At 68.4% G+C, this 21729-nt stretch carries 15 protein-coding genes; 6 read left to right on the forward strand and 9 right to left on the reverse strand.

Features of this window, described 5'->3' with window-relative positions; all coding sequences use genetic code 11:
* Window positions 1-53: 53 nt before the first annotated feature.
* Entirely contained in the window at window positions 54-746 is a 693-nt protein-coding gene (gene bioD / locus ACMGRF_RS00650) for a dethiobiotin synthase (protein WP_049440097.1), read from the forward strand.
* Between the two features lie 64 nt (window positions 747-810).
* Here the strand turns inward: bioD and ACMGRF_RS00655 are convergent, their stop codons facing one another.
* The 4 genes from ACMGRF_RS00655 to msrB all read right to left on the reverse strand — a co-directional run bounded on the left by ACMGRF_RS00655 (window position 811) and on the right by msrB (window position 5559).
* A complete protein-coding gene (locus tag ACMGRF_RS00655; protein WP_414485545.1) occupies window positions 811-2259 on the reverse strand; it encodes a PLP-dependent aminotransferase family protein in 1449 nt (482 codons plus the stop codon).
* Between the two features lie 209 nt (window positions 2260-2468).
* Window positions 2469-3206 carry a peptide-methionine (S)-S-oxide reductase MsrA gene (gene msrA / locus ACMGRF_RS00660; protein ID WP_049414846.1) on the reverse strand — a complete coding sequence of 246 codons (738 nt, stop codon included), beginning with the start codon at window positions 3204-3206 and terminating at the stop codon, window positions 2469-2471.
* Between the two features lie 14 nt (window positions 3207-3220).
* Complete coding sequence (locus tag ACMGRF_RS00665; RefSeq protein WP_414485546.1) at window positions 3221-4984, reverse strand: cytochrome c biogenesis protein DipZ; 1764 nt, start codon at window positions 4982-4984, stop codon at window positions 3221-3223.
* A gap of 2 nt (window positions 4985-4986) precedes the next feature.
* Entirely contained in the window at window positions 4987-5559 is a 573-nt protein-coding gene (gene msrB / locus ACMGRF_RS00670; protein ID WP_414485547.1) for a peptide-methionine (R)-S-oxide reductase MsrB, read from the reverse strand.
* A gap of 144 nt (window positions 5560-5703) precedes the next feature.
* Here msrB and ACMGRF_RS00675 point away from each other — a divergent pair, with 144 nt between their 5' ends.
* Window positions 5704-6423 (forward strand): response regulator transcription factor, encoded by a 720-nt coding sequence (locus tag ACMGRF_RS00675; RefSeq protein WP_049414825.1) that lies wholly within the window; start codon window positions 5704-5706, stop codon window positions 6421-6423.
* Complete coding sequence (locus ACMGRF_RS00680) at window positions 6420-7889, forward strand: sensor histidine kinase (protein WP_049414822.1); 1470 nt, start codon at window positions 6420-6422, stop codon at window positions 7887-7889. Before ACMGRF_RS00675 ends, ACMGRF_RS00680 begins: the two co-directional genes overlap by 4 nt.
* Here the strand turns inward: ACMGRF_RS00680 and ACMGRF_RS00685 are convergent.
* Window positions 7886-9232 (reverse strand): ATP-binding protein, encoded by a 1347-nt coding sequence (locus ACMGRF_RS00685; RefSeq protein ID WP_049440093.1) that lies wholly within the window; start codon window positions 9230-9232, stop codon window positions 7886-7888. The genes ACMGRF_RS00680 and ACMGRF_RS00685 overlap by 4 nt on opposite strands.
* Window positions 9229-9918: a winged helix-turn-helix domain-containing protein gene (locus tag ACMGRF_RS00690; protein ID WP_010484092.1), complete on the reverse strand. Its 690-nt coding sequence runs from the start codon at window positions 9916-9918 to the stop codon at window positions 9229-9231. The genes ACMGRF_RS00685 and ACMGRF_RS00690 overlap by 4 nt, the downstream gene beginning before the upstream one ends.
* A gap of 349 nt (window positions 9919-10267) precedes the next feature.
* Here ACMGRF_RS00690 and asnB point away from each other — a divergent pair, with 349 nt between their 5' ends.
* A complete protein-coding gene (asnB, locus tag ACMGRF_RS00695; protein ID WP_414485548.1) occupies window positions 10268-12169 on the forward strand; it encodes an asparagine synthase (glutamine-hydrolyzing) in 1902 nt (633 codons plus the stop codon).
* Between the two features lie 1058 nt (window positions 12170-13227).
* Here asnB and ACMGRF_RS00700 read toward each other — a convergent pair.
* Both ACMGRF_RS00700 and queD read right to left on the reverse strand, forming a co-directional pair.
* Window positions 13228-13575 (reverse strand): phasin family protein, encoded by a 348-nt coding sequence (locus ACMGRF_RS00700; RefSeq protein WP_049440089.1) that lies wholly within the window; start codon window positions 13573-13575, stop codon window positions 13228-13230.
* Between the two features lie 117 nt (window positions 13576-13692).
* Complete coding sequence (gene queD / locus ACMGRF_RS00705) at window positions 13693-14055, reverse strand: 6-carboxytetrahydropterin synthase QueD (RefSeq protein ID WP_049414818.1); 363 nt, start codon at window positions 14053-14055, stop codon at window positions 13693-13695.
* Between the two features lie 192 nt (window positions 14056-14247).
* On the opposite strand from queD, the gene ACMGRF_RS00710 reads away from it, so the two are divergent.
* The gene (locus ACMGRF_RS00710; protein WP_414485549.1) at window positions 14248-16887 is read left to right on the forward strand and encodes a TonB-dependent receptor; all 2640 of its coding nucleotides are present in this window, start codon (window positions 14248-14250) and stop codon (window positions 16885-16887) included.
* 74 nt (window positions 16888-16961) lie between these two features.
* Window positions 16962-19556, forward strand: a complete 2595-nt coding sequence (locus ACMGRF_RS00715) for a M14 family zinc carboxypeptidase (protein WP_414485550.1) — start codon at window positions 16962-16964, stop codon at window positions 19554-19556.
* A gap of 541 nt (window positions 19557-20097) precedes the next feature.
* Here the strand turns inward: ACMGRF_RS00715 and ACMGRF_RS00720 are convergent.
* Window positions 20098-21519, reverse strand: a complete 1422-nt coding sequence (locus tag ACMGRF_RS00720) for a DEAD/DEAH box helicase (RefSeq protein ID WP_049414254.1) — start codon at window positions 21517-21519, stop codon at window positions 20098-20100.
* Window positions 21520-21729: the final 210 nt, after the last annotated feature.

Here is a 21729-nt window from a genome sequence, read left to right on the forward strand (position 1 = left end):
AGTGCACCGGGCCGGCGATAATGCACGCACTGTTGCCCTGTTGGAGCCCATCGATGCCGTTGCCCGCTACGCTGCCGCCCGCCCTGTTCGTTACCGGCACCGATACCGGAATCGGCAAGACCGCGGCCAGCACCGCGCTGCTGCATGCGCTGCGCCAGCGTGGCCTGCGCGCGGTGGGCATGAAGCCGGTGGCCAGCGGCAGCGAGGATCTGGGGCAGGGCCTGCGCAACGAGGACGCGCTGGCGCTGCAGTCGGCCAGCTGGCCGGTGCCGGACTATGCCGACCTGAATCCCTATGCGCTGCGGCAGCCGCTGGCACCGGAGCTGGCCGCTGCCGAGGACGGCGTGCAGGTGGAGCTGGCGCCGATCGTGGCCGCGTTCGAACGCCTGCGCGCGAACGCCGATATCGTCGTGGTGGAGGGTGTTGGCGGTTGGCTGGCGCCGGTCTCGGCCACGCTGGACCAGCTCGACCTGGTGCGAGCACTGCAGTTGCCGGTGCTGCTGGTGGTGGGCATGCGGCTGGGCTGCGTCAACCATGCGCGGCTGACTGCGCAGTCGCTGCAGGCCAGCGGCGTGGACTGCCTGGGCTGGATCGGCAACCACATCGACCCGGCGATGCAACGCCAGGACGAGAACATCGCCACGCTGCAGCAGCGCCTGCCGATGCCGTGCTGGGGGCGGCTGCCGCATCTGCCGGGAGCGGATGGCGAAGCGCTGAGCGCGCACCTGCTCGACGACCTGGGGTAGTGCCGGCCGCTGGCCGGCAACCTCGATGAATCACGTCCGTGCAGTTGCCGGCCAGCGGCCGGCACTACCGTGCTGCAGCCGCCAGCTCCCGCGCGATCGCACCCAGCCGTTCCACCGCGCCGATGAAGCGCGCATCCAGGGTCTGGCAGCACGACAGCCGCAGGCAGTGGCGATAGCGCGCGCCACGCGAATAGACCTGGCCGGGCATGAACACGATGCCCTCCTGCAGCGCTCGCTCGAACAGCTCGCGCGTGTCCACGCCCGGCAGTTCCAGCCACAGCAGGAATCCGCCCTGTGGTTCGGTGGCGCGGGTGCCTGCCGGGAAATGCTCGGCTACCAGCTGGCGCAGCCGTCCCACCTGTTCGCGGTACAGGCGGCGCATGCGATGCAGATGGTGCTCGTAGCTGCCGGCTTCCAGATACGCGGCGACCGCGTCACCGAGCAGCTGCGGCTCGCCGCCGGTGGACTGGAACTTCAGCAGTGCGATGCGCTCTGCGAAGCGGCCGCCATCCAGCCAGCCGATGCGGTAATCCGGCGCCAGTGTCTTTGAGAAGCCACCGACCACCATCACCCAGCCATCGCGATCGAAGGCTTTCAGCAAGGGTGCCGGCGGTTCGCAGAACTGCAGCTCGGCGTACACCGCATCCTCGATCAGGGGCAGCTGCCGTGCGTTGACCAGCTCGGCCAGGCGTTGCTTGGCGGCGGTCGGCATGGTGCAGCCGAGCGGGTTGTGCACGGTCGGCATCACCACTAGTGCGGCCAGCGGCGTGTGCTCCAGCAGCGCATCCAGTGCATCCACATCCAGTCCGTGCTGCGGGTGGGTGGGCAACTCGATGGCCTGCAGGCCGAGGTTGGCCAGCAACGGATACAGGTTGAAGTAGGACGGCGCCTCGATGCCCACCGCGTCACCGGGCTGGGTGACCGCGCGTAGCGCCAGCTGCAGCCCTTCCATCGCACCGTGGGTCAGCAGCAGGCGTTCGCTGTGGGTATGCAGGCCCATGCGCGGGCCGCGGCGCACGATCTGCGTCAGCAGCCGGGGGGAGCCGTTGGGTCTCGCATAGGTCTCCACCGTCTGCTGGCCGTGGCGCAGCACCTGCGCGGTATGCCGGGCCAGCTGCGCGCCGGGATAGAACTGGCGACCACGTGGGCCGGCGAAGGCCAGATCGACCACACCCGGGCGGCGCTGTGCTTCCAGTACCCGGGCCATCAGCACCTGCTGCAGCGGCGCGGTGGGCGCGGACGGGGTGTCGCGCAGCGAACGCTCCGGCACCGACAGCCGCGGCGCGACTTCGAAGCCCGCCTTCGGCCGCGGAATCACCAGCCCGGCATCTTCCAGCTGGCGATAGGCCGCGATCACCGTGTTGAGGCTGAGCCTGCGCTGCGCCGCCATCTGCCGCAGCGAAGGCAGGCGGCTGCCGACCGGAAGGCGACCGCCGTGGATGGCCTCGGCCAGTTCGTCGGAGAGCCGCTGGTAGCGCGGAGGGATCATCGTGGCCTGGTCATCTGTATCCATCGAACATCCCGCCATCTGGTGCTGTACCCATGATGATGGCGAGCCTACCATGTCGTCGTCGGCCGGGCCTGATCGGGGCGTGGCCGATACTTCCCAAACGCACGGCTGGATGGCCGTGCGTCTTTTTTGGGTAGTGCCGGCCGCTGGCCAGCAATCCCTGGATCCGGAACGGCGCGGTTGCCGGCCAGCGGCCGGCACTACCCAGGTCGTCAGCGCATCGGCACCAGCACCGCCTCGCGCCGGTACAGCGCTGGGAACTGCTTGGCCAGGGCCGCCAGCTTCGGTGCGTCGTAGTAGCGGATGTAGGCGGCCTGCGGGTAGTTGGTCATGTAGTTCTGGTGGTAGCTCTCGGCCGGGTAGAAGCGCTGGCCGCTGACCAGCTGGGTGACGATCGGTGCGCGGTAGCTGCCGGCCTGGCCGAGCTGGGCGATGTAGGCACGGCTGGCGGCCTGCTGGCGGGCGTCATCACTGAAGATCGCCGAGCGATACTGGCTGCCGTGGTCCGGACCCTGGCGGTTGAGCTGGGTCGGGTCGTGCGCGACCGAGAAGAACACCTGCATCAGCTGCCCATAGCTGACCTGGCGCGGGTCGTAGTCGATCTTCACCGCTTCGGCATGGCCGGTCTGGCCACCGCTGACGCGCTCATAACGCGCATTGGCCGCACTGCCACCGATGTAGCCGGACACCGCATTGCTCACGCCCTTGACGTGCTGGAACACGCCCTGCACGCCCCAGAAGCAACCGCCGGCAAACACCACGCTGGCGTGGGTGGCGTCATCGCGGAACGCCGCGTCGCCGGTGGGGGCCGGCAGTGCCTGGATCTGCGCGCTGGCTTCGACCGGCGCCGCAGCCGCGCCGTGATCGACCAGCAGCACCCCGGCAATCAATGCCATGGCCACCAGGCCGGCAACACCGGCGGCGATGCCCTGTTCAAAGGAGAGTTTCATCATGTGCTCCCGGTTCAACCGAAGGTGAAGGCATAGGCCTGCACGCCTGCATCGAGGAATTCGATCTCGAAGCGATGCGGGCTGACCGTGCCGCGCTGGCGTACCAGCTGGTACAGGCGATGCTCGTCGACCACGCCACTGCCATCGGCGCCGACATCACTGCCGGCATCGGTGGCGGGAAGTGGCTTGCCGTCCAACCAGACGCGGAAGCGCACCGGCGAGCCGTCGCGGGTGGGCGCCAGCACCAGGTGCAGGTCGCGCGCATGGAACTGGAACGCAATGCGGCCACCGGCCTGCTGCAGCTGTGCGGCTTCATCGGTGACGGTCCAGCGCCCCGACAGTCCCCATTGGTTCAGCGCCAGAGTCGCCGGCAAGGAGTAGTCGAACGCGGCATCACTGCGCTGTCCGCCGGGCGAGGCGAACTGCTCGGCGCGGGCGTGGCCCAGATAGGTTTCCGGCGAACGCAGGTTGCCCATGTCGGCCTGCACGGCCACGCCCTTCAGCTCGGCGGCAGCGGGATCGGCCGGCGGCGGCAGATTCGTCTGGCCGGCTTCGGTCAGCAGGCGACGGATCATCTGTTCCGAGCGCGCATAATTGCCCTCGCCGAACTGGTGGCCGCGGATGTTGCCCTGCGCATCAACGAAGTACTGCGCCGGCCAGTAGCGGTTGTTGAACGCGCGCCAGATCGTGTACTGGTTGTCGAGCGCCACCGGGTACTCGACCTTCAGCTGTTGCACCGCCTTCATCACGTTGCGCGGGTCACGCTCGAAGGCGAACTCCGGTGTGTGCACGCCGACCACCACCAGGCCGTGGTCGCGGTAGCGGCGCTCCCATTCGTGCACGAACGGCATCGCGCGCAGGCAGTTGATGCAGGAGTAGGTCCAGAAATCGATCAGCACGACCTTGCCGCGCAGCTGCTGGGCTGCCAGCGGGGGGCTGTTGAGCCAGCCGGTGGCCCCGTCCAGCGCGGGCAGCGTGCCTTCCACCGGCAGCGGTGCATCGGCAGCGGCACCGGCCATCATCATCATCGGCGGTGCCGACGGCTGCGCGCCGGGTACCGCGTCCAGCAGGCCCTGCTCGATACGCGCGGTGCTGACCGTGGAAAGACGGGTCAGCAGGCCGGTATCCCAGCCCAGGCCGATCGCCACCACCGCCAGCAGGGCGGCCACGCCCAGCCCCTTGCGCAGCACATCGCCGAGGCCAAGCCGCGCCTGCAGCGCACGGAACACGCGGCCACCCACCCACACCGCCAGCGCCAGCGCAGTGACCGCGCCCAGCGCATACGCCAGCAGCAGGGTGCTGGTCCCCACGCTGGCACCATGCAGGGCGGCACCGGTCAACACCAGGCCGAGGATCGGACCTGCACACGGTGCCCACAGCAGGCCGGTGGCGATGCCGATCAGCAGCGAGGTCCACGCGCCGCCGCGCCCAGCGGCATCAGCGGCATCGGCGCGCGCGCTCAGACGGGCACCCACGCGCTGGAACGGCGCCAGCAGATGGTCGGCCAGTCGCGGCCACAGCAGGGCGACCGCGAACAGCGCCATCAGCAGCAGGGCGATCCAGCGTCCGACCTGGTTGGCCTGCGCCACCCACTGGCTGCCCACCGCGGCCAGGCTGGCAACCACGGTGAAGGTGAGCGCCATGCCCAGCAGCAGCGGCAGCGTGCTGCGCAGGAACGGACGGTCGGCACGCGCGAACACGAACGGCAGCACCGGCAGGATGCACGGGCTGAGCAGGGTCAGCGCGCCCCCCAGGTAGGCAAGCAGCAACAGCAGCATGGTCAGGCTCCGGAAACAGAAGAAGAACCGACCGGCACCCGCCAGCCGTCGGCGGTGCCATCCGTGGCGCCGGGAACGAACACCATCGCCGCACCGTTCATGCAGTAGCGCAGCCCTGTCGGGCGCGGGCCGTCGTTGAACACGTGGCCGAGGTGGCCACCGCAGCGGCGGCAGTGCACCTCCACCCTCAGCATCCCGAAGGTCACGTCGCGGTCTTCGCCGATGGCGTTGTGCAGCGGTGCCCAGAAGCTGGGCCAGCCGGTGCCGCTCTCGAATTTGGTGGACGAGGAGAACAGCGGCAGCGCGCAGCCGGCGCAGGCGAAGGTGCCCTGCCGGTGTTCCTTGTTGAGCGCGCTGCTGTAGGGGCGCTCGGTCGCCTGCTGGCGCAGCACCGCGTACTGCGCCGGGGTCAGGCGTTGGCGCCACTCGGCATCGCTGTGCATGACCTCGAACTGTCGCGACGGACGCGCTTCGGCGGCGGCCGGGGCGGCGCGGCTGCAGGCCCCCAGGCCGAGCAGGCCGGCGGCGGTGGCAACACCGCCCAGGCCCAGCAGATGGCGGCGGGAGAGGGACATGGCGGACTCCGGGAAGGGGCGACGGGGCCATGCTGCGCCCGCCCGGGTCAACGAATCCTCACGCAGGATTCAATTTTTCGTGAGGTATCGGCGGCCGTCCCGCGCCACAATGCAGCCAGCCTCCCCGCTGGCCCCGAGTTGCCGATGTCGACCAAACGCGTGCTGATCGTTGAAGACGATGCCCACATCGCCGACCTGCTGCGCATGCATCTGGGCGATGAGGGCTACGAGGTCGCCCATGCCGCCAGCGGCGATGCCGGCCTGCGCCTGCTCGAGCAGGAAGGTCCCTGGGATGCGCTGGTGCTGGACGTGATGCTGCCCGGCGTGGATGGCCTGCAGGTCTGCCAGCGTGCACGCGCGATGGCGCGTTACGTGCCGATCATCATCATCAGTGCGCGGGGCAGCGAAACGCAGCGCATCGTCGGCCTGGAGCTGGGCGCGGACGATTACCTGGCAAAACCCTTTTCGATGCCGGAACTGGTGGCACGCGTGCGCGCGCTGCTGCGCCGCGCCGAGGCGATGGCACAGAGCGCGCGCATCGATGCCGGTGCGATCGAGCTGGGCGGGTTACAGCTGGACCCGGTCGCGCGCACCGCCTCGGTGGATGGCAAGCCATTGGAGCTGACCCCGCGCGAGTTCGACCTGCTGCTGTTCTTCGCCCGTCACCCGGACCAGGTGTTCGCACGCATGGAACTGCTCAACCAGGTCTGGGGCTACCAGCACGATGGCTACGAGCACACGGTCAACACCCACATCAACCGCCTGCGCAGCAAGATCGAACCCGACCCGGCCAACCCACGGCGGTTGCTGACGGTGTGGGGCCGCGGCTACAAGCTGGTCGACCCGGCCGGGGCGGCGGCATGATCAAGCCGAACCTGTGGCAGAAGCTGGCGGTGGTGACCGCCGCGCTGATGCTGATGTGCTGCATGGCGCTGCTGGCACTGCAGATGCGTGCCAACACCCGCCACGAGCAGGAAGTCGTGCAGCGGCTGTCGCTGGGCCTGGCCGAACACATCGCCCAGCGCAGCGAACTGATGGACACCAGCGGCATGCGCGATGCCGCGGTGCGCGCGCTGTTCGGCCAGTTGATGGCGGTCAACCCCAGCGTCGAGGTCTACCTGCTGGACGACCAGGGCCGCATCCTCGGCCACGATGCACCCAGTGGACACCTGGTGCGAAACCGGGTGGACGTGGCGCCGCTGCGCCGCCTGCTGGCCGGTGCGCCGTTGCCGATCCTCGGCGATGACCCGCGCAGCGCGAATGGCCGCAAGGTGTTCAGCGCGGCACCATTGATCGTGCAGGGCCGGCCGGCGGGCTATGTGTACGTGGTGCTGGTCGGCGAGCACCGGCAAATGCTGGCCGACGATCTTGCCGCCGGCAGCCAGTGGAACACCACGCTGTGGTCGGTGGTGCTGGTCGGTGGCCTCGGCCTGCTGGCCGGGCTGGTGGCGTTCTACTGGGTGACCCGTCCGCTGCGGCGGCTGACCCGGCGCATCCAGGCCTTCGACATCGACGCACCCACGCCGTTGCCGCCGCCGGCGCCGCTGCGCCCCGGTGAGCGCGACGAGCTGGTGATCCTCGAACACGCGCACGCGCAGATGGCGCAGCGGCTGGGCGAGCAGTGGCAGCAGCTGCGCCAGCAGGACCTGCAGCGCCGCGAACTGGTCGCCAACATCTCGCACGACCTGCGCACGCCGCTGTCGTCGCTGCATGGCTACCTGGAAACGCTGGCGTTGAAGGACGCTACGCTGTCACCGGACGAGCGCCGCCGCTATCTCGGTATTGCGCTGGCACAGAGCGCCAAGGTCGGCCGGCTGGCGCGCGCGCTGTTCGAACTGGCGCGGCTGGAGCATGGCGAAGTGCGGTTGGAGTGGGAGGTGTTCGCACTACCGGAGCTGCTGCAGGACGTGCTGCAGAAGTTCGAACTGGCGGCACAGGCGCGTGGCCAGCAGCTGCACGCGGCCTTCCCCCCCGGCCTGCCGCTGGTCCGCGCCGACCTGGGCCTGGTCGAACGGGTGTTGACCAACCTGCTCGACAACGCGCTGCGGCATGCACCCGACGGTGGACAGATCGAGGTGCGCCTGCGCGCGACCTCCGACAGCGTGGAGGTCAGCGTGGCCGATGACGGCCCCGGGGTGGCGCCGGCGTTGCGCACCCAGCTGTTCCAGGCACCGGCCGCGCTGGGCGCGCGGCGCGGCGAGAACGGCGGATTGGGCCTGTTGATCGTGCAGCGCATCGTGCAGCTGCATGGCCGCCGCATCGAACTGCGCGACAGCGAGCGTGGTGCGCTGTTCGTGTTTGCCTTGCCGCGTGCGGAACCGGCGGCCTAGCAGGCCGCTTCGCATTCGACGATGCCGCCGTTTTCCAGCGGCAGGTGCAGGCGGATGCAGGCACCGCCCAGCGCCGAATCGGTCACTTCGACGTGGCCGCCATGCTTGTCGGCCACCACCTGCACCAGCGCCAGGCCGAGGCCGAAGCCGGGACTGCCCGGGTCCAGCCGGACGTAGGGCTGCAGTACCTGGCCGCGCAGTTCGGGTGCGATGCCGGGGCCGTCGTCCTCCACCTGCAGGCACAGCCAGCCGTCATTGACCGTGCTGGCGATGCGGATCTGCCGGCGCGCGTAACGCAGTGCATTGCCGAGCAGGTTGCGCAGTGCCAGCTCCAGCATGTGCCGGTTGACGTTGACCAGGCCCACCGGCGACAGCGCCTGCTGCACCGGCATCGGCAGCGGTGCGAACTGGGCGACCACGCCGCGCACCAGTGCCGCCAGCTGCAGGCGCTGCCGGGTCAGCTGATGGCAGCGGCCCAGTGCGGCGTACTCGACGCCTGCATCGGTCAGGTGCTGCAGCCGATCGACGTCGGTGCGCAGCCCGCCCAGTGCATCGCGCTGCCCATCATCGAGCGCGGTGTCCTCCAGGTCGGCCAGGCCGAAACGCATCCGCGCCAATGGCGTGCGCACTTCGTGCGCCACCGCCTGCGCCAGCACACGCTGGCTTTCCAGCAGCTGCTGCAGCTGCTCGGCCATGTGGTTGAAGGCATTGGCCAGCGGCCGCACCAGTGCGGTGCCGGCGCGCGGCGCACGCGTGTCCAGCTGGCCGTCGCGCATGCGCCGCGCCGCCTGGGCCAGCTGCGAGACGTCGCGCCACAACCGATAGACCATCACGTACATCGGCAGAGCCACCGCCACCATCAGGATCAGCAGCAGGATCGCCACGCCGGACACTTCGCTGTCCTGCCAGCCCTCGTCCGGCAGCGCTTCGTCCAGCGGCCCCAGCATCACCGCGTAGTCGCTGTCGCCGATGCGCTGCAGGCTGCGCATGTGCTCCAGGTCGATCTGTACGCGGCCGTTGTTGAACGGCGGGCGCTGGCTGGCCGGCAGCGCCTTCACCGCCTCGGCCAGCGGCACCATGCGCAGCGCGTAGGCGAAATCGGCGTCGAGTTCGCGCGCCAGTGCCGGCCACTGCTCGCGCGGGGTTTCGGCGAAGCGATGCTGCAGCAGCGCGTGCGTGCCGCGCATCTCGGCCTGCAGTCCGGCTTCGGTGCGGTCTTCCAGCAGGGCGTCCCAGGCCCACAGGCCCAGCACGATCAACAACAGGTGGGCGACCAGGAAGCCGATCCCGTAGCGCAGGAAGTGGAAGGCGTGGCCGCGCATCGCCGAGGGCGTGCGCTTCATCCCCATGCCGAGCGGCTGAACAGGTAGCCGCGGCCACGCACGGTCTTGATCCGTTCCGGCTGCTCGGGGTTGTCGCCCAGTTTGCGGCGCAGGCGCGAGATGCGGGCATCGATCGAACGGTCCAGGCCGTCGAAGGCGATCCCGCGCAGGCCGCGCAGCAGCGCGTCGCGGTCCAGGATCTGGCCGGCGTTGCTGGCCAGCAGGAACAGCAGGTCGAACTCGGCCGTGGTCAGCTCCAGCAGGCCGCCCTGCAGGTGCACGTTGCGGGTGGACGGGTCGATGTTCAGCTCGCCGAAGCGCAGGCTGCCGTCGCGCGGTTCGACCCGGCGGTGGCGGCGCAGGTGGGCGCGCAGCCGCGCCAGCAGCACCCGCGGTTCGATCGGTTTGCCGATGTAGTCGTCGGCCCCCAGCTCAAGTCCCAGAACCTGGTCGATGTTGTCGGTGCGGGCGGTCAGCACGCAGATGATGCCGTCATAGTGGGGCCGGATCTGCCGACACACTTCGAAACCATCCTGGTCGGGCAGGCCGACATCGAGCAGCACCAGGGCTGGCTTCTCGGCCAGGATGCGGGCCACTGCGCGCTCGCCGCTACGCTCGTGGGCCACCTGGTAGCCATGCCGTTGCAGGTAGTCACTGACCATCGTTCCCAGGCGGGCATCGTCTTCGACCAGTACGATATCCAGCATTTCCAAGGCCTCCGTGGACGCAAACGTACCGCCACGGCACGAGCGCGGCGATGCTATCCCAGCCTGCGGGCCGACCGGGTGCAGCGGGTGGGCGCCATTCAGCCGGGGTTGCTGGCGCTGGGGCCGCGCTTCAGGCCTGGCAACAGCTTGGCGTTGAGCATAGCCCGAGGCTGTTACAAAGCGTTACCTTCGTGATACGGCGGGTGACGATCGCTGACAGCAAAGCGACTGACGCCGCGCGGCCCGGCGCCGAGCATGGAGTCTCCTCCGCTCCGCGTGCCGTCCCCATGTCGCCCGCCGCCTCTTGCCTGCTGAACCCGTCCCGCCGCCGCCAGTGCGGAGGCTCCCGATGAGCGGCGTGGTCGGGGCCTGGTTGCCGCCCGCCGAGGACGAGCAGCTGCTGCAGCAGCTGGCACCGATGCTGCGGGCGCTGCAGCAGCGTGGGCGTGGCCGCATCGGCTACTGGACCGACGCCGAGGCCGGCCTCGCGCTGGGCCACTGCCGGGCGCCGACCGATACGCCGTTGCAGCCGCTGAGCTCGGGCTGCGGTCGCTACGTGCTGTGCCTGGACGGCCGCCTGTACAACCGCGCTGACCTGCAGGCGCAGTTGCGCGATCTGCCACGCAGCTGCAGCGATGCACGGCTGCTGCTGCAGGCGATCGTCGAATGGGGCGTGCAGCGGGCGCTGGCGCGTATCGAGGGCGCCTTTGGCTTCAGCGTCTGGGACCGCGAGTCGCGCGTGCTGTGGCTGGCCCGCGACCCGGTGGGCGAGCGGCCGCTGTATTACGGCTGGTACCAGGGCCAGTTCCTGTTCGCCTCGGAGTTGAAGGCGCTGCAGGCCTTCGCCGGGTTCGCACCGAGCATCGACCAGGATGCGCTGAGCCTGCTGCTGCGCCACGACTATGTGCCGGCGCCGCACACCATCTACCGCGGCATCCACAAGCTGATGGCGGGCGCGATGCTGCGCATCGATCTCAGCGACCATGCCGCGGGTTGCTCCAGCCAGGCCGCGCAGGGGGGGGCGCGTTACTGGTGCGCACGCGAAGCGATGCAGAGTGCACTGCAGGAGCCGCTGCAACCGGCGCCGAGCCTGGAACAGGCCACCGACCAGCTTGAGGCGGTACTTCAGAAAGCCATCGCTTCACGCATGCACTCGCCGCTGGCCTGTGGCGCGTTCCTGTCCGGTGGCACCGACTCCTCGCTGGTGACGGCGATGATGCAGGCCCAATCCACCCTGCCAATCGAAGCATGGACGGTCGGCTTCGACGATCCGGGACATGACGAGAGCGACTGGGCGTCGCAGGTCGCGCGCCATCTGGGTGTGCAGCACCACCTGCACCGCATGGACGCGCGCCAGGGCCTGGACCTGCTGCAGCGCCTGCCGCAGGTCTGGTGCGAACCGTTCGCCGACGCCTCGCAGCTGCCGACGCTGCTGGCCAGTGAACTGCTGGGGGCGCGCAAGCCGGTGGCACTGACCGGTGACGGTGGCGATGAACTGTTCTTCGGCCACCCCAGCTATGGCCGCGCGCTGCGCAATGCGCGCCTGTGCGGTGGCTTGCCGGACTGGGTACGCGACCTGGCGCGGCGCAGCGGCAATCGCTTGAACGCCGAGCGCGGTCGCCTCGGTGGCTGGCGTGCGCTGGTGGCCGAGGTCGCTGCCAACGATGTGGAGGGGCATTACCTGCAGCGGGTGACCCGCTGGCGACAGCCGGCCCAGGTCGTGCTGGGTGCGCGTGAGCCGCTGACGATCTTCCAGCAGCAGGACACGGCGCTGCCGGCCGAGGCGCGCATCCAGCTGCTGGATTTCCGCATGGACCTGGCCGAGGGCATCCTGGCCAAGGTCGACCGTGCGGGCATGGCGGCGGGTGTCGAGACCCGTGCGCCGCTGCTGGACATGGAGGTGGTGCGCCTGGCGTGGCGCCTGCCGCAGCACCTGAAGTACCACGATGGCGAACACAAGCGGATCCTCAAGCACCTGCTGGCGCGCTACCTGCCGGAACCGCTGGTGTACCGCCCGAAGCGCGGCTTTGGCCCGCCGATGGCGCGCTGGCTGGCGGGGCCGTTGCGCGATTGGGCGGAGGCGCTGCTGGACCCGCAGCTGCTGCGCAACCAGGGCTGCTTCGACGCGGCACGGGTGCGCGGCATCTGGGAAGCGTTCGTGCGCGGCGAGCGCAAGTGGCACACGCACCTGTGGAACGTGTTGATGTTCCAGGCGTGGCACCAGCACTGGCACGGTAATCGCGGGCGCTGAGGTTACTTCGCGGCGTGTTCTGCGTGGCGTGTTCTGCGTGGCGCAGGGCGGAGGCCCTTGCGTACGAATGTCCTCCGGCGCCGGCCGTTGGCCGTCACCTCCCCCTTTACTTCGTACGCAAGGGCCTCCGCCCTGCGTTCGGAGTTCGTCGGCGCTTCCTTGAAAGGCGGCTGCGCGTGCTGCGCTCTCCTCACCGCACACCGAGCCTCGTCGGGGCCCTTCAGCCGCAGAGACGTCGGATGAAGACACGCGTGTCGCGGATTCATTCAGCGTGGCGCAGGGCGGAGGCCCTTGCGCACGAATGTCCTCCGGCGCCGGCCGTTGGCCGTCACCTCCCCCTTTACTTCGTACGCAAGGGCCTCCGCCCTGCGTTCGGAGTTCGTCGGCGCTTCCTTGAAAGGCGGCTGCGCGTGCTGCGCTCTCCTCACCGCACACCGAGCCTCGTCGGGGCCCTTCAGCCGCAGAGACGTCGGATGAAGACACGCGTGTCGCGGATTCATTCAGCGCGGCGCCGGGCGGATGCCCTTGCGTACGAATGTCCTCCGGCGCCGGCCGTTGGCCGTCACCTCCCCCTTTACTTCGTACGCAAGGGCATCCGCCCTGCGTTCGGAGTTCGTCGGCGCTTCCTTGAAAGGCGGCTGCGCGTGCTGCGCTCTCCTCACCGCACACCGAGCCTCGTCGGGGCCCTTCAGCCGCAGAGACGTCGGATGAAGACACGCGTGTCGCGGATTCATTCAGCGCGGCGCCGGGCGGATGCCCTTGCGTACGAATGTCCTCCGGCGCCGGCCGTTGGCCGTCACCTCCCCCTTTACTTCGTACGCAAGGGCCTCCGCCCTGCGTTCGGAGTTCGTCGGCGCTTCCTTGAAAGGCGGCCGCGCGTGCTGCGCTCTCCTCACCGCACGCCGAGCCCCGGCGGGGCCCTTCAGCCGGCCGAGACGTCGGGCGAAGACGCACTTCGATACCCAAACGCCAGGCAAAAAAAGACCCGGCAGAGGGAGGGATCTGCCGGGTCCGGATTGCGTGGGGGGAGGGACCCACGCAATGAGCGTTGCGTCGCGTCAGTGGTTGCTCGCGTCCGCCGTTGATTCGTTGTAGCCCTGCACCAGTTCGGACCACGCTTTGCTGGCCTGCAGGCCAAGACCGACCACATCCTGCTGGGCCCGGCCCAGCCGCTGCAGGTTGTCCTGCCACAGCTGTGCGCCCTTGTTGAGCATCCCGGCCGCGTCGTCGCTGCGGGCCAGTTCACCCAGCCAGCCGCCGGTCGCGGTCAGGTTGCGCTCCATCGCCTTCAACTGCACGCCGAACATGCTTTCCGCGTTCTCCAACGCCAACCGGTTCGCACGCGTTGCCGCGGCGGCGAGCTGGCGGGTGGCATCACTGAAGCGATCGCTGAAGGCGGCGGCCATGGGGGCATCAGGGAGTGGCTTGATGCAATGCAGCATACGCCCTTGATGCGGCAATGCAACAAAAATAACAAAGGCGCTCAGGGCGCCTTTGAAAAAGCTTTAAGATCAATGGGTTGATCAGGACGTCGGACCGCGGTAGCGGCAGCCGGAGGTGCAGGTTTCGTGCACGGTGATCTCGCTCAGCGCCGGCAGGCTGGGCTTGAGTTCATTCCAGATCCACACCGCCAGGTTCTCGCTGGTCGGGTTCTCCAGGCCGGGGATGTCGTTGAGGTAGTGATGGTCCAGGCGGTCATAGATCGGCTGGAAAGCCGCCTTCACGTCGCCGAAGTCCATGATCCAGCCAGTCTGCGCGCCGGGCTCGCCCTCGACCTTCAGTTCCACCCGGAACGAGTGGCCGTGCAGGCGCGCGCACTTGTGCCCCGGCGGCACGTTGGGAAGGCGGTGCGCCGCCTCGAGCATGAAGACTTTGAAGATTTCCATGGCGCAATTGTACGCCGCAGGCGGCCCGGCAGCCTGAGCGGACGTTGGTCTTCCGTGAAGTGACTCTTTCCATCCGGATGAAGAGATGATAGTTTCTCTTATATCCGTATGAAGAGATGTTATTGGCCGGGCGCCGGCCAGGCATGGACTACTGCGGAACTTCGTCGTCCTCACCACCTCCCCCACATCGTCATGCCCAAGCACACCCTGCTCGTGGCGGCCCTGGCCGTCGCTCTGGCCGCGCCTTTGTCCGCCGCCGCCGAAACCTCCACCGACGCCGTTGGCGACGCCAATACCCTGGCCGCCGTGCGCGTCACCGGTTCCAACATCAGGCGCACCGATACCGAGGCCTCCAACCCGGTGCAGGTGATCGGCCGCCAGCAGCTGGAACAGACCGGCAAGGCCACCGTGGCCGACGTGCTGCGCTCGATCTCGGCCAACACCGGCAACGCTGCCAACGAAACCACCAACAACGGCTGGGCCTCCGGCTCGGCCGGCATCGGCCTGCGTGGCCTGTCGCAGAAGAACACGCTGGTGCTGCTCAACGGCCGCCGCCTGGCCAACTACGGTTTCCCGGCCGGTGGCCTGTCCGACACCTTCGTCGATCTCAACGCGTTGCCGCTGGTCGCGGTCGAGCGCATCGAAGTGCTCAAGGACGGCGCCTCGGCGGTGTACGGCTCCGACGCCGTGGCCGGCGTGGTCAACATCATCACCCGGCAGAACTTCGAAGGCGCCGAGATCGGCGGCAGCTTCGGCGGTGCCGACCAGGGCGGCCTGCACGAGCAGAACCTGAAGTTCGTCGGCGGCCTCGGTGATCTCGACACCGACGGCTACAACATCCTCTTCAGCCTGCAGGGTTACAACCGCGAGCGCCTGGACCAGGACGAGCGCAACCTGACCCGCAGTGGCATCTACACCGACAAGCCCGGTGGCCGCTGGAACGGTTGGTCGGCCAAGGGCGCGCGCTACCTGGTCAACGGCGTGTCGGTGCCGATGCTCGACGCCAACGGTAACTGCCCGGCCGGCACCACCCGCGTCGCCAGCGCGCCGATCGACGGTCTGGCCGGCGATACCTGCGGCTTCAACCAGGCACCGTTCACCACGCTGATCCCCTCGACCAAGCGTTACCAGGCCTATGCCAACGGCACCTTCCGCCTGAACGACAATGTCGAAGCCTTCGGCGAAGTGCTGTACAGCCAGATCAAGAGCGCCGCCTGGTTCGGCAGCAGCCCGTTCTTCACCCTGGAGAGCGGCCGCTTCGCATTGAACGCGAACAGTGGCCTGGCCGAACCGGTGTCGTCGCTGCTGCCGGCCAACAATCCGTACAACCCGTACGGCCGCGCGATCCCGATCGAGTACACCTTCTTCGACCTCGGCGGCACCATCAAGACCAACCGTTCCACCGCCTATCGCGGCGTGTTCGGCCTGCGTGGCACCACTGCGAACTGGGACTGGGAAGTGGCCGCATTCGGCGCACGCAGCAGCGAGCGCGAGAGCGTGTCCGGCGGCTTCGCCAACCGCTGGGCGCTGGCCGACGCGCTGGCCACCGGCAGCTACAACCTGCTGAATCCGGCGGCCACGCCGCAGTCGGTACGTGATTCGATCAACATCGCCACGCTGCGCCCGGCCGAGTCGAAGCTGCAGGGCGTCGACGCCAAGATTTCCGGCAGCCTGGGCCGCACCTGGGCCGGCGAGATCGGCTTCGCCGCCGGTGCCGAGTGGCGCCGCGAAAAGCTCGATTCCAACAACCCGTGGCAGATCGATGCCGGCCTGCAGGTGCGCCCGGCGATCGCCGAAGTGCACGGCCAGCGCCAGGTCAGTGCCGCCTACGCCGAAGTGAACGTGCCGCTGGCCTCGACCCTGGAACTGTCCGCCGCCGCGCGTGCCGATCACTACGACGATTTCGGCGATGCGTTCTCGCCGAAGATCGGCCTGCGCTGGCAGCCGCTCGATTTCCTGCTGGTGCGTGCCTCGGCGTCGAAGGGCTTCCGTGCACCGTCGCTGTCGGAAAACTCCAACAGCACCAGCATCGCCTATGGCAGCGTGGTCGATCCGCGTGATCCGGACGTGCCGGGCTCGCGGCAGAACCCGACCTTCTTCACCGTCGGCAACAACGCATTGAAGCCCGAGCGTACCAGGAGCGTGAACTTCGGCGTGGTGCTGTCGCCGTGGGCCAACACCAACCTGAGCGTGGACTACTACCGCATCCAGCTGGACAACCTGGTCGGTACCAACAACACCCAGACCCTGGTCAACGACAACGTGGCCGGTGCCGTGCAGCGCGACGAGCGCGGCAAGCTGCAGGCGGTCTACAACCGCTACCAGAACCTGAGCGAGCTGAAGACCTCGGGCATCGATGTCGAGCTGCGCCAGCGCATCCCGACCGCTGCACTCGGTGACTTCACCGTGTCCTCGGCCTACACCCACGTGCGCGACTATCGTCGCCCGACCGTGGTCGGCGGCCCGCTGGTCGATTACGCCGGCAGCAACCTGGGCGCGACCCTGCCCAAGGACAAGGCCACCACCACGCTGGACTGGAAGTACGGCGATTTCAACGCAGCCGTGACCTGGTACTACACCAGCGGCTACCGCCAGGAAGCGAGCGCCGCGGCCAGGGCCGTGCAGCAGCGCGTCGGCAGCTACAGCCAGTACGACCTGTACCTGGCCTATACCGGCATCGACAAGCTGACCGTGTACGCCAAGGTGCAGAACCTCGCCGACAAGACGCCGCCGTACGACGCCTCGTTCCCGGGCATCCGCGCGCCGTACGACTTCAGCCAATACGACCTGCGCGGCCGCTACTTCACGCTGGGCTTCGATTACCGCTTCTGATCCATCCGCCGCGGCCGGCCACCTGAAGGGGCCGGCCGCGCAACTGTCTGCCGTTGTGTTCCAGGGGAGTCACCGTGTCCTTGCATCGCCGTGCCGTTCTTCCGTTGCTGCTTGCCGCCGCCACTGTACTGTCCTGCCCGCAGCCGGCGCAGGCACAGAGTGCCTATTTCTTCCCGCAGGCCACGGATGCGGCAGCGTTCGATGCAGCGGTGCCGACACCGGAGCAGTTCCTCGGCTACCCGATCGGCAGCCGCTACACCCGGCACGACCAGCTGGTGGCGTACTTCCAGGAACTGGCCAGACGCTCGGACAAGATCAGCGTGCGCGAGATCGGCCGCAGCTACGAGGGCCGCCCGCTGCTGATCGCCACCGTCACCGCCGCCGGCAACCACGCGCGGCTGGAACAGCTGCGTCAACAGCACGCGACCCTGGCCGATCCGGCGCAACCACGCAGAGCGGCCGGCGACAGCCCGGTGGTGGTGTGGCTGGGTTACAGCGTGCATGGCAATGAGACCTCCAGTGCCGAGGCGGCGATGCTGACGGCGTACTACCTGGTGGCCAACCGCAGTGCCGAAACCCAGCAGTGGCTGCAGCAGGCGGTAGTGCTGTTCGACCCGGCGCAGAATCCGGACGGCCGTGACCGTGCCGCCAACTGGCACAATGCCTGGGCCTCCGATCCGGCTTCGGCCGACCCCGCCGACAAGGAACATGTCGAGCCGTTCCCGCAAGGGCGCACCAACCACTATTTCACCGATCTCAACCGCGACTGGCTTGCCCTGACCCAGCAGGACTCACGGCCGAAGGTAGAGGTGTTCCACCAGTGGTACCCGAACGTGCAGATCGATTTCCACGAAATGGGCAAGGACAGCACGTACTACTTCGAGCCCTCGCCGAAGAGCATGCACAGCCCGTTGATTCCGGCGCCGTCGTACGAGTTCAACAAGACCCTGGCCAGGTACCACGCGCAGGCGCTGGATGCCTTGGGTTCGCTGTACTACACCGGCGAGAATTTCGACAACTTCTCGCCGGTGTATGGCTCGACCTATCCGGACTTCCACGGCGCGGTCGGCGTCACCGTCGAGCAGGCCAGTTCGCGTGGCCGCGTGCAGGAATCGGTGAATGGCCTGCTGACCTTCCCGTTCACCATCCGCAACCAGGTCGCCACCGGGCTGGGCACGGTGCGTGGTGCGGTAGCTGAGCGCAGCGGCCTGTTCGACCTGCAGAAGCAGTTCTTCCAGAGCGCGTTGAAGCAGGCCGCACAGCAGCCGGTGAAGAGCTTCGTGTTCGGCGACGCGCACGATCCGGCACTGACCCGTCGCCTGCTGGAACTGTTGCTGCTGCATCGCATCGAGGTGCGCGCACTGGAGCGTGCAGTCACTGTCGATGGGCAGCGCTTCGATGCCGGCAGCGCCTACGTGGTGCCGGTGCAGCAGGCGCAGTTCCGCCTGGTGCATTCGATCTTTGCCGAGACGCCGCCGATCAAGGGGGATGTGTTCTACGGCAGCACCAGCTATGCGATCGCACCGGCCTACGGCGTGGCGTTCGCCGGCAGCCGCAGCCGCGTCGACGGTGGCGCACGCGTGACCGCGCTGCCGGCGGAGCAGGGTGCGGTGCTGGGTGGCCAGGCCGGATTCGCGTACGCGATCGACTGGCGCGACTACAACGCCGGGCGCGCGCTGGCCGCGCTGCAGGGCAAGGGTGTGAACGCACGTGCGGCGTTCCAGCCGTTCACCACGGCGACCGCGCAGGGAGACGTCAGCTTCGCCGCCGGCAGCCTGGTGATTCCGGTTTCCGGGCAGACACTGCAGGGCGCGGCATTGCTTGAGGCGGTGACATCCGCCGCGCGCGAGGCAGGTGTGCAGGTGCACGCACTGTCCAGTGGCCGCAGCCGCGAAGGCATCGATCTGGGCAGTGACGGCGTCAAGGCGCTGCGCAAGCCCGCGGTTGCGCTGGTGATGGGTGAGGGCGTGGCCGCCACCGAGATCGGCTCGGCCTGGTTCCTGCTCGACCAGCAGTTGCACTTGCCAGCCAGCAAGCTGGACCCGCAGCAGCTGGGCAAAGTGTCCCTGGACCGCTACACCACGATCGTGCTGTCCGGGGGGACCTACACCGGCGTCGATACCACGGCGGTGGCTGCGCTGAAGCGCTGGGTGCAGGCCGGTGGCTCGCTGGTGACCTACGGCAGTGCTTCGAAGTGGGCGATCGAACAGAAACTCGCCGACGGCGAGAAGCTCGGCAAGGAAGAAGAGACTGTCGACGAGAGCCGCCGTGCGTTCGGCGACCAGCGCGACATCGCCGCGATCGAGCGGGTCAGCGGCAACATCCTCAGCGCCGATGTGGACACCAGTCATCCGCTGGCGTTCGGCGTGCCGCGCCGGCAACTGGCGATCAACAAGGAGAACACAGTGACCCTGCAGCCGAGTGCGAACCCATTCTCGACGGTGGTACGCATCGACACGCCGCCGCGGGTGAATGGCTATCTTTCCGAGCGCAACCGTGCGCGGGTGGCCGGCAGCGCGTGGCTGCTGGTGTCGGCGCAGGGGCAGGGCAACGTGGTGCTGTTTGCCGATGATCCGGCGCATCGCAAGTACTGGCATGGCACGGACCGGTTGCTGATCAACGCGATCTTCTTCGGGAATCTGGTGAATCCGAGCAAGGCGCGGGGTTGAGGCGTTTGGCGCCTTGACTGATGCGTGTGGGGGCGGCCGGGCGGGCTGCGCAGGACACGCCGTAAACCCGTCCTTGGGGGCTCGATGGCGCCATCCATGGCGCCAACGGTCCTGCGCAGCCCGCCCGGCCGCCCCTCGACGGTTTCCTGCGGGCGCGGACGCATCAGACCCCAAGACGGGAGCAAGGGCAAAAGCAAAAGCACAGCCAGGAATCGCGACTTCGGCTTTTGCCTTTGAATTTGAATTTGAATTTGAATTTGATCTTTCTTCTCCCGGCTACCCGGCGGGAGAAGAAGGCGCAGGCAATGCTTGAAGCGGATGGGCATGGGGCAGCGCAGAACCGTTGGCGCCATGGATGGCGCCATCGAGCTTACATGGACGTATTTACAGCGTGTTCTGCGCTGCCCCATGCCTATCCGCCCTCGGTACCGCCACCGCGTGCTTCATCACCCGGTAGCCAGCAACAAAAAAGGACGGCGCGTCAGCGCCGTCCCTCGATAGCCTCCCGCGCAACGGGAAGCACAACAGCTGTCAGCTGTGATCAGCCGGCGCGACCGCCGCCGTTGCCTCCCTGGCCGCGGCCACGGCCGCCACCATTACCGCCACCGCCACGACGCTGGCCCTGACCGGCGCCTGCACCCGCACGCTGCTGGCCGTTGCCACCACCCTCGCGGCGGCCGCCACCGGCCTTCTTCGGGCCGGCATGCGCATGCCGCGGCGCATCACCGTGCGGACGGCGTGCGTGGCTCTTGCGCGGTGCGCGCTCGCCGGTATCGTGCTCGGCCTTGCCCGGCGCACTATTGCCCCAGCGGATCGGCGTCTGCAGCTCGAAGCCCGGCACATCGCGGATGTCCATGTCGCGGCCCAGCAGGCGCACGATCGCGCGCAGCAGCTTCACTTCATCCTGCGCCACCAGCGAAATCGCCTGGCCGGTCGCGCCGTTGCGGCCGGTACGGCCGATGCGGTGCACGTAGTCCTCGGCCACCATCGGCAGGTCGAAGTTGATCACCTTCGGCAGCTCGTTGATGTCGATGCCGCGCGCGGCGATGTCGGTGGCCACCAGCACGGTCACGCGGCCGGCCTTGAAGTCGCCCAGCGCACGCAGGCGCTGGCCCTGGCTCTTGTTGCCATGGATCGCCGCAGTCTTGATGCCCGACTTTTCCAGGAACGTGGCCAGCTTGTCGCTGCCATGCTTGGTACGGGCGAACACCAGGGTCTGCTCGCGGCTGTCCTGCGCCAGCAGGTGCAGCAGCAGGTCGCGCTTGCGGCCGGCATCGACCGGATGCACGCGATGGGTGATGGTTTCGGCCACGGTGTTCTTCGGCGTCACCTGGATCTGTTCCGGGTTGCGCATGAACTCCAGCGCCAGCTGGCGGATGTTGTCCTCGAAGGTTGCCGAGAACAGCAGGGTCTGGCGGTTCTGCTTCGGCAGCTTGGCCAGGATGCGCTTGATCGACGGCAGGAAGCCCATGTCGAGCATGCGGTCGGCTTCGTCCAGCACCAGCAGTTCAATGCCGGACAGGTCGACGCTGCGACGCTCCAGGTGGTCGATCAGGCGGCCCGGGCAGGCCACCAGCAGGTCGACGCCACGGCGCAGGATGTCCAGCTGGTTGCCCATGCCGACGCCGCCGTAGATGCAGGCGCTGGGAATGCGCAGGTACTTGCTGTAGCCGCGCAGGCTGTCATGCACCTGGGTGGCCAGTTCGCGGGTCGGGGCCAGGATCAGCGCACGCGGCTTGCGCGGGCCGGCACGCACTTCCTGCGAGGCGGTGCCCAGGTGCTGCAGCAGCGGCAGGCCGAACGCGGCGGTCTTGCCGGTACCGGTCTGTGCGCCGGCCAGCAGGTCGCGACCGGCCAGCGCCAGCGGGATCGCCTGCTGCTGGATCGGGGTCGGGTTTTCGTAGCCCTGCTCGGCAAGCGCACGCAGCAGGAAGGGCGCCAGGCCCAGCGATTCAAAAGACATTGAGATTGCTCCAGGTACAAGAAACGCCTGTCCGAACGGACAGACGGGGGCAGATCAAACTGATCGGCTGACTCGGAGCGTTCCCGTGAACCGCGCTGCGAGAATTGGGTGCAGCCGGCACGAAGCGCAGGCTGGAATGCGTGACGAACGGCGTCGGAGTGGGGGCGGGCGAAGAGGGCGGACCCTGGTCGCCGGCGATCCCGAAGGGAA

This window comes from Stenotrophomonas sp. EMP41 (genome assembly GCF_047495535.1).
GTDB classification, from domain to species: Bacteria; Pseudomonadota; Gammaproteobacteria; order Xanthomonadales; family Xanthomonadaceae; genus Stenotrophomonas; species Stenotrophomonas sepilia.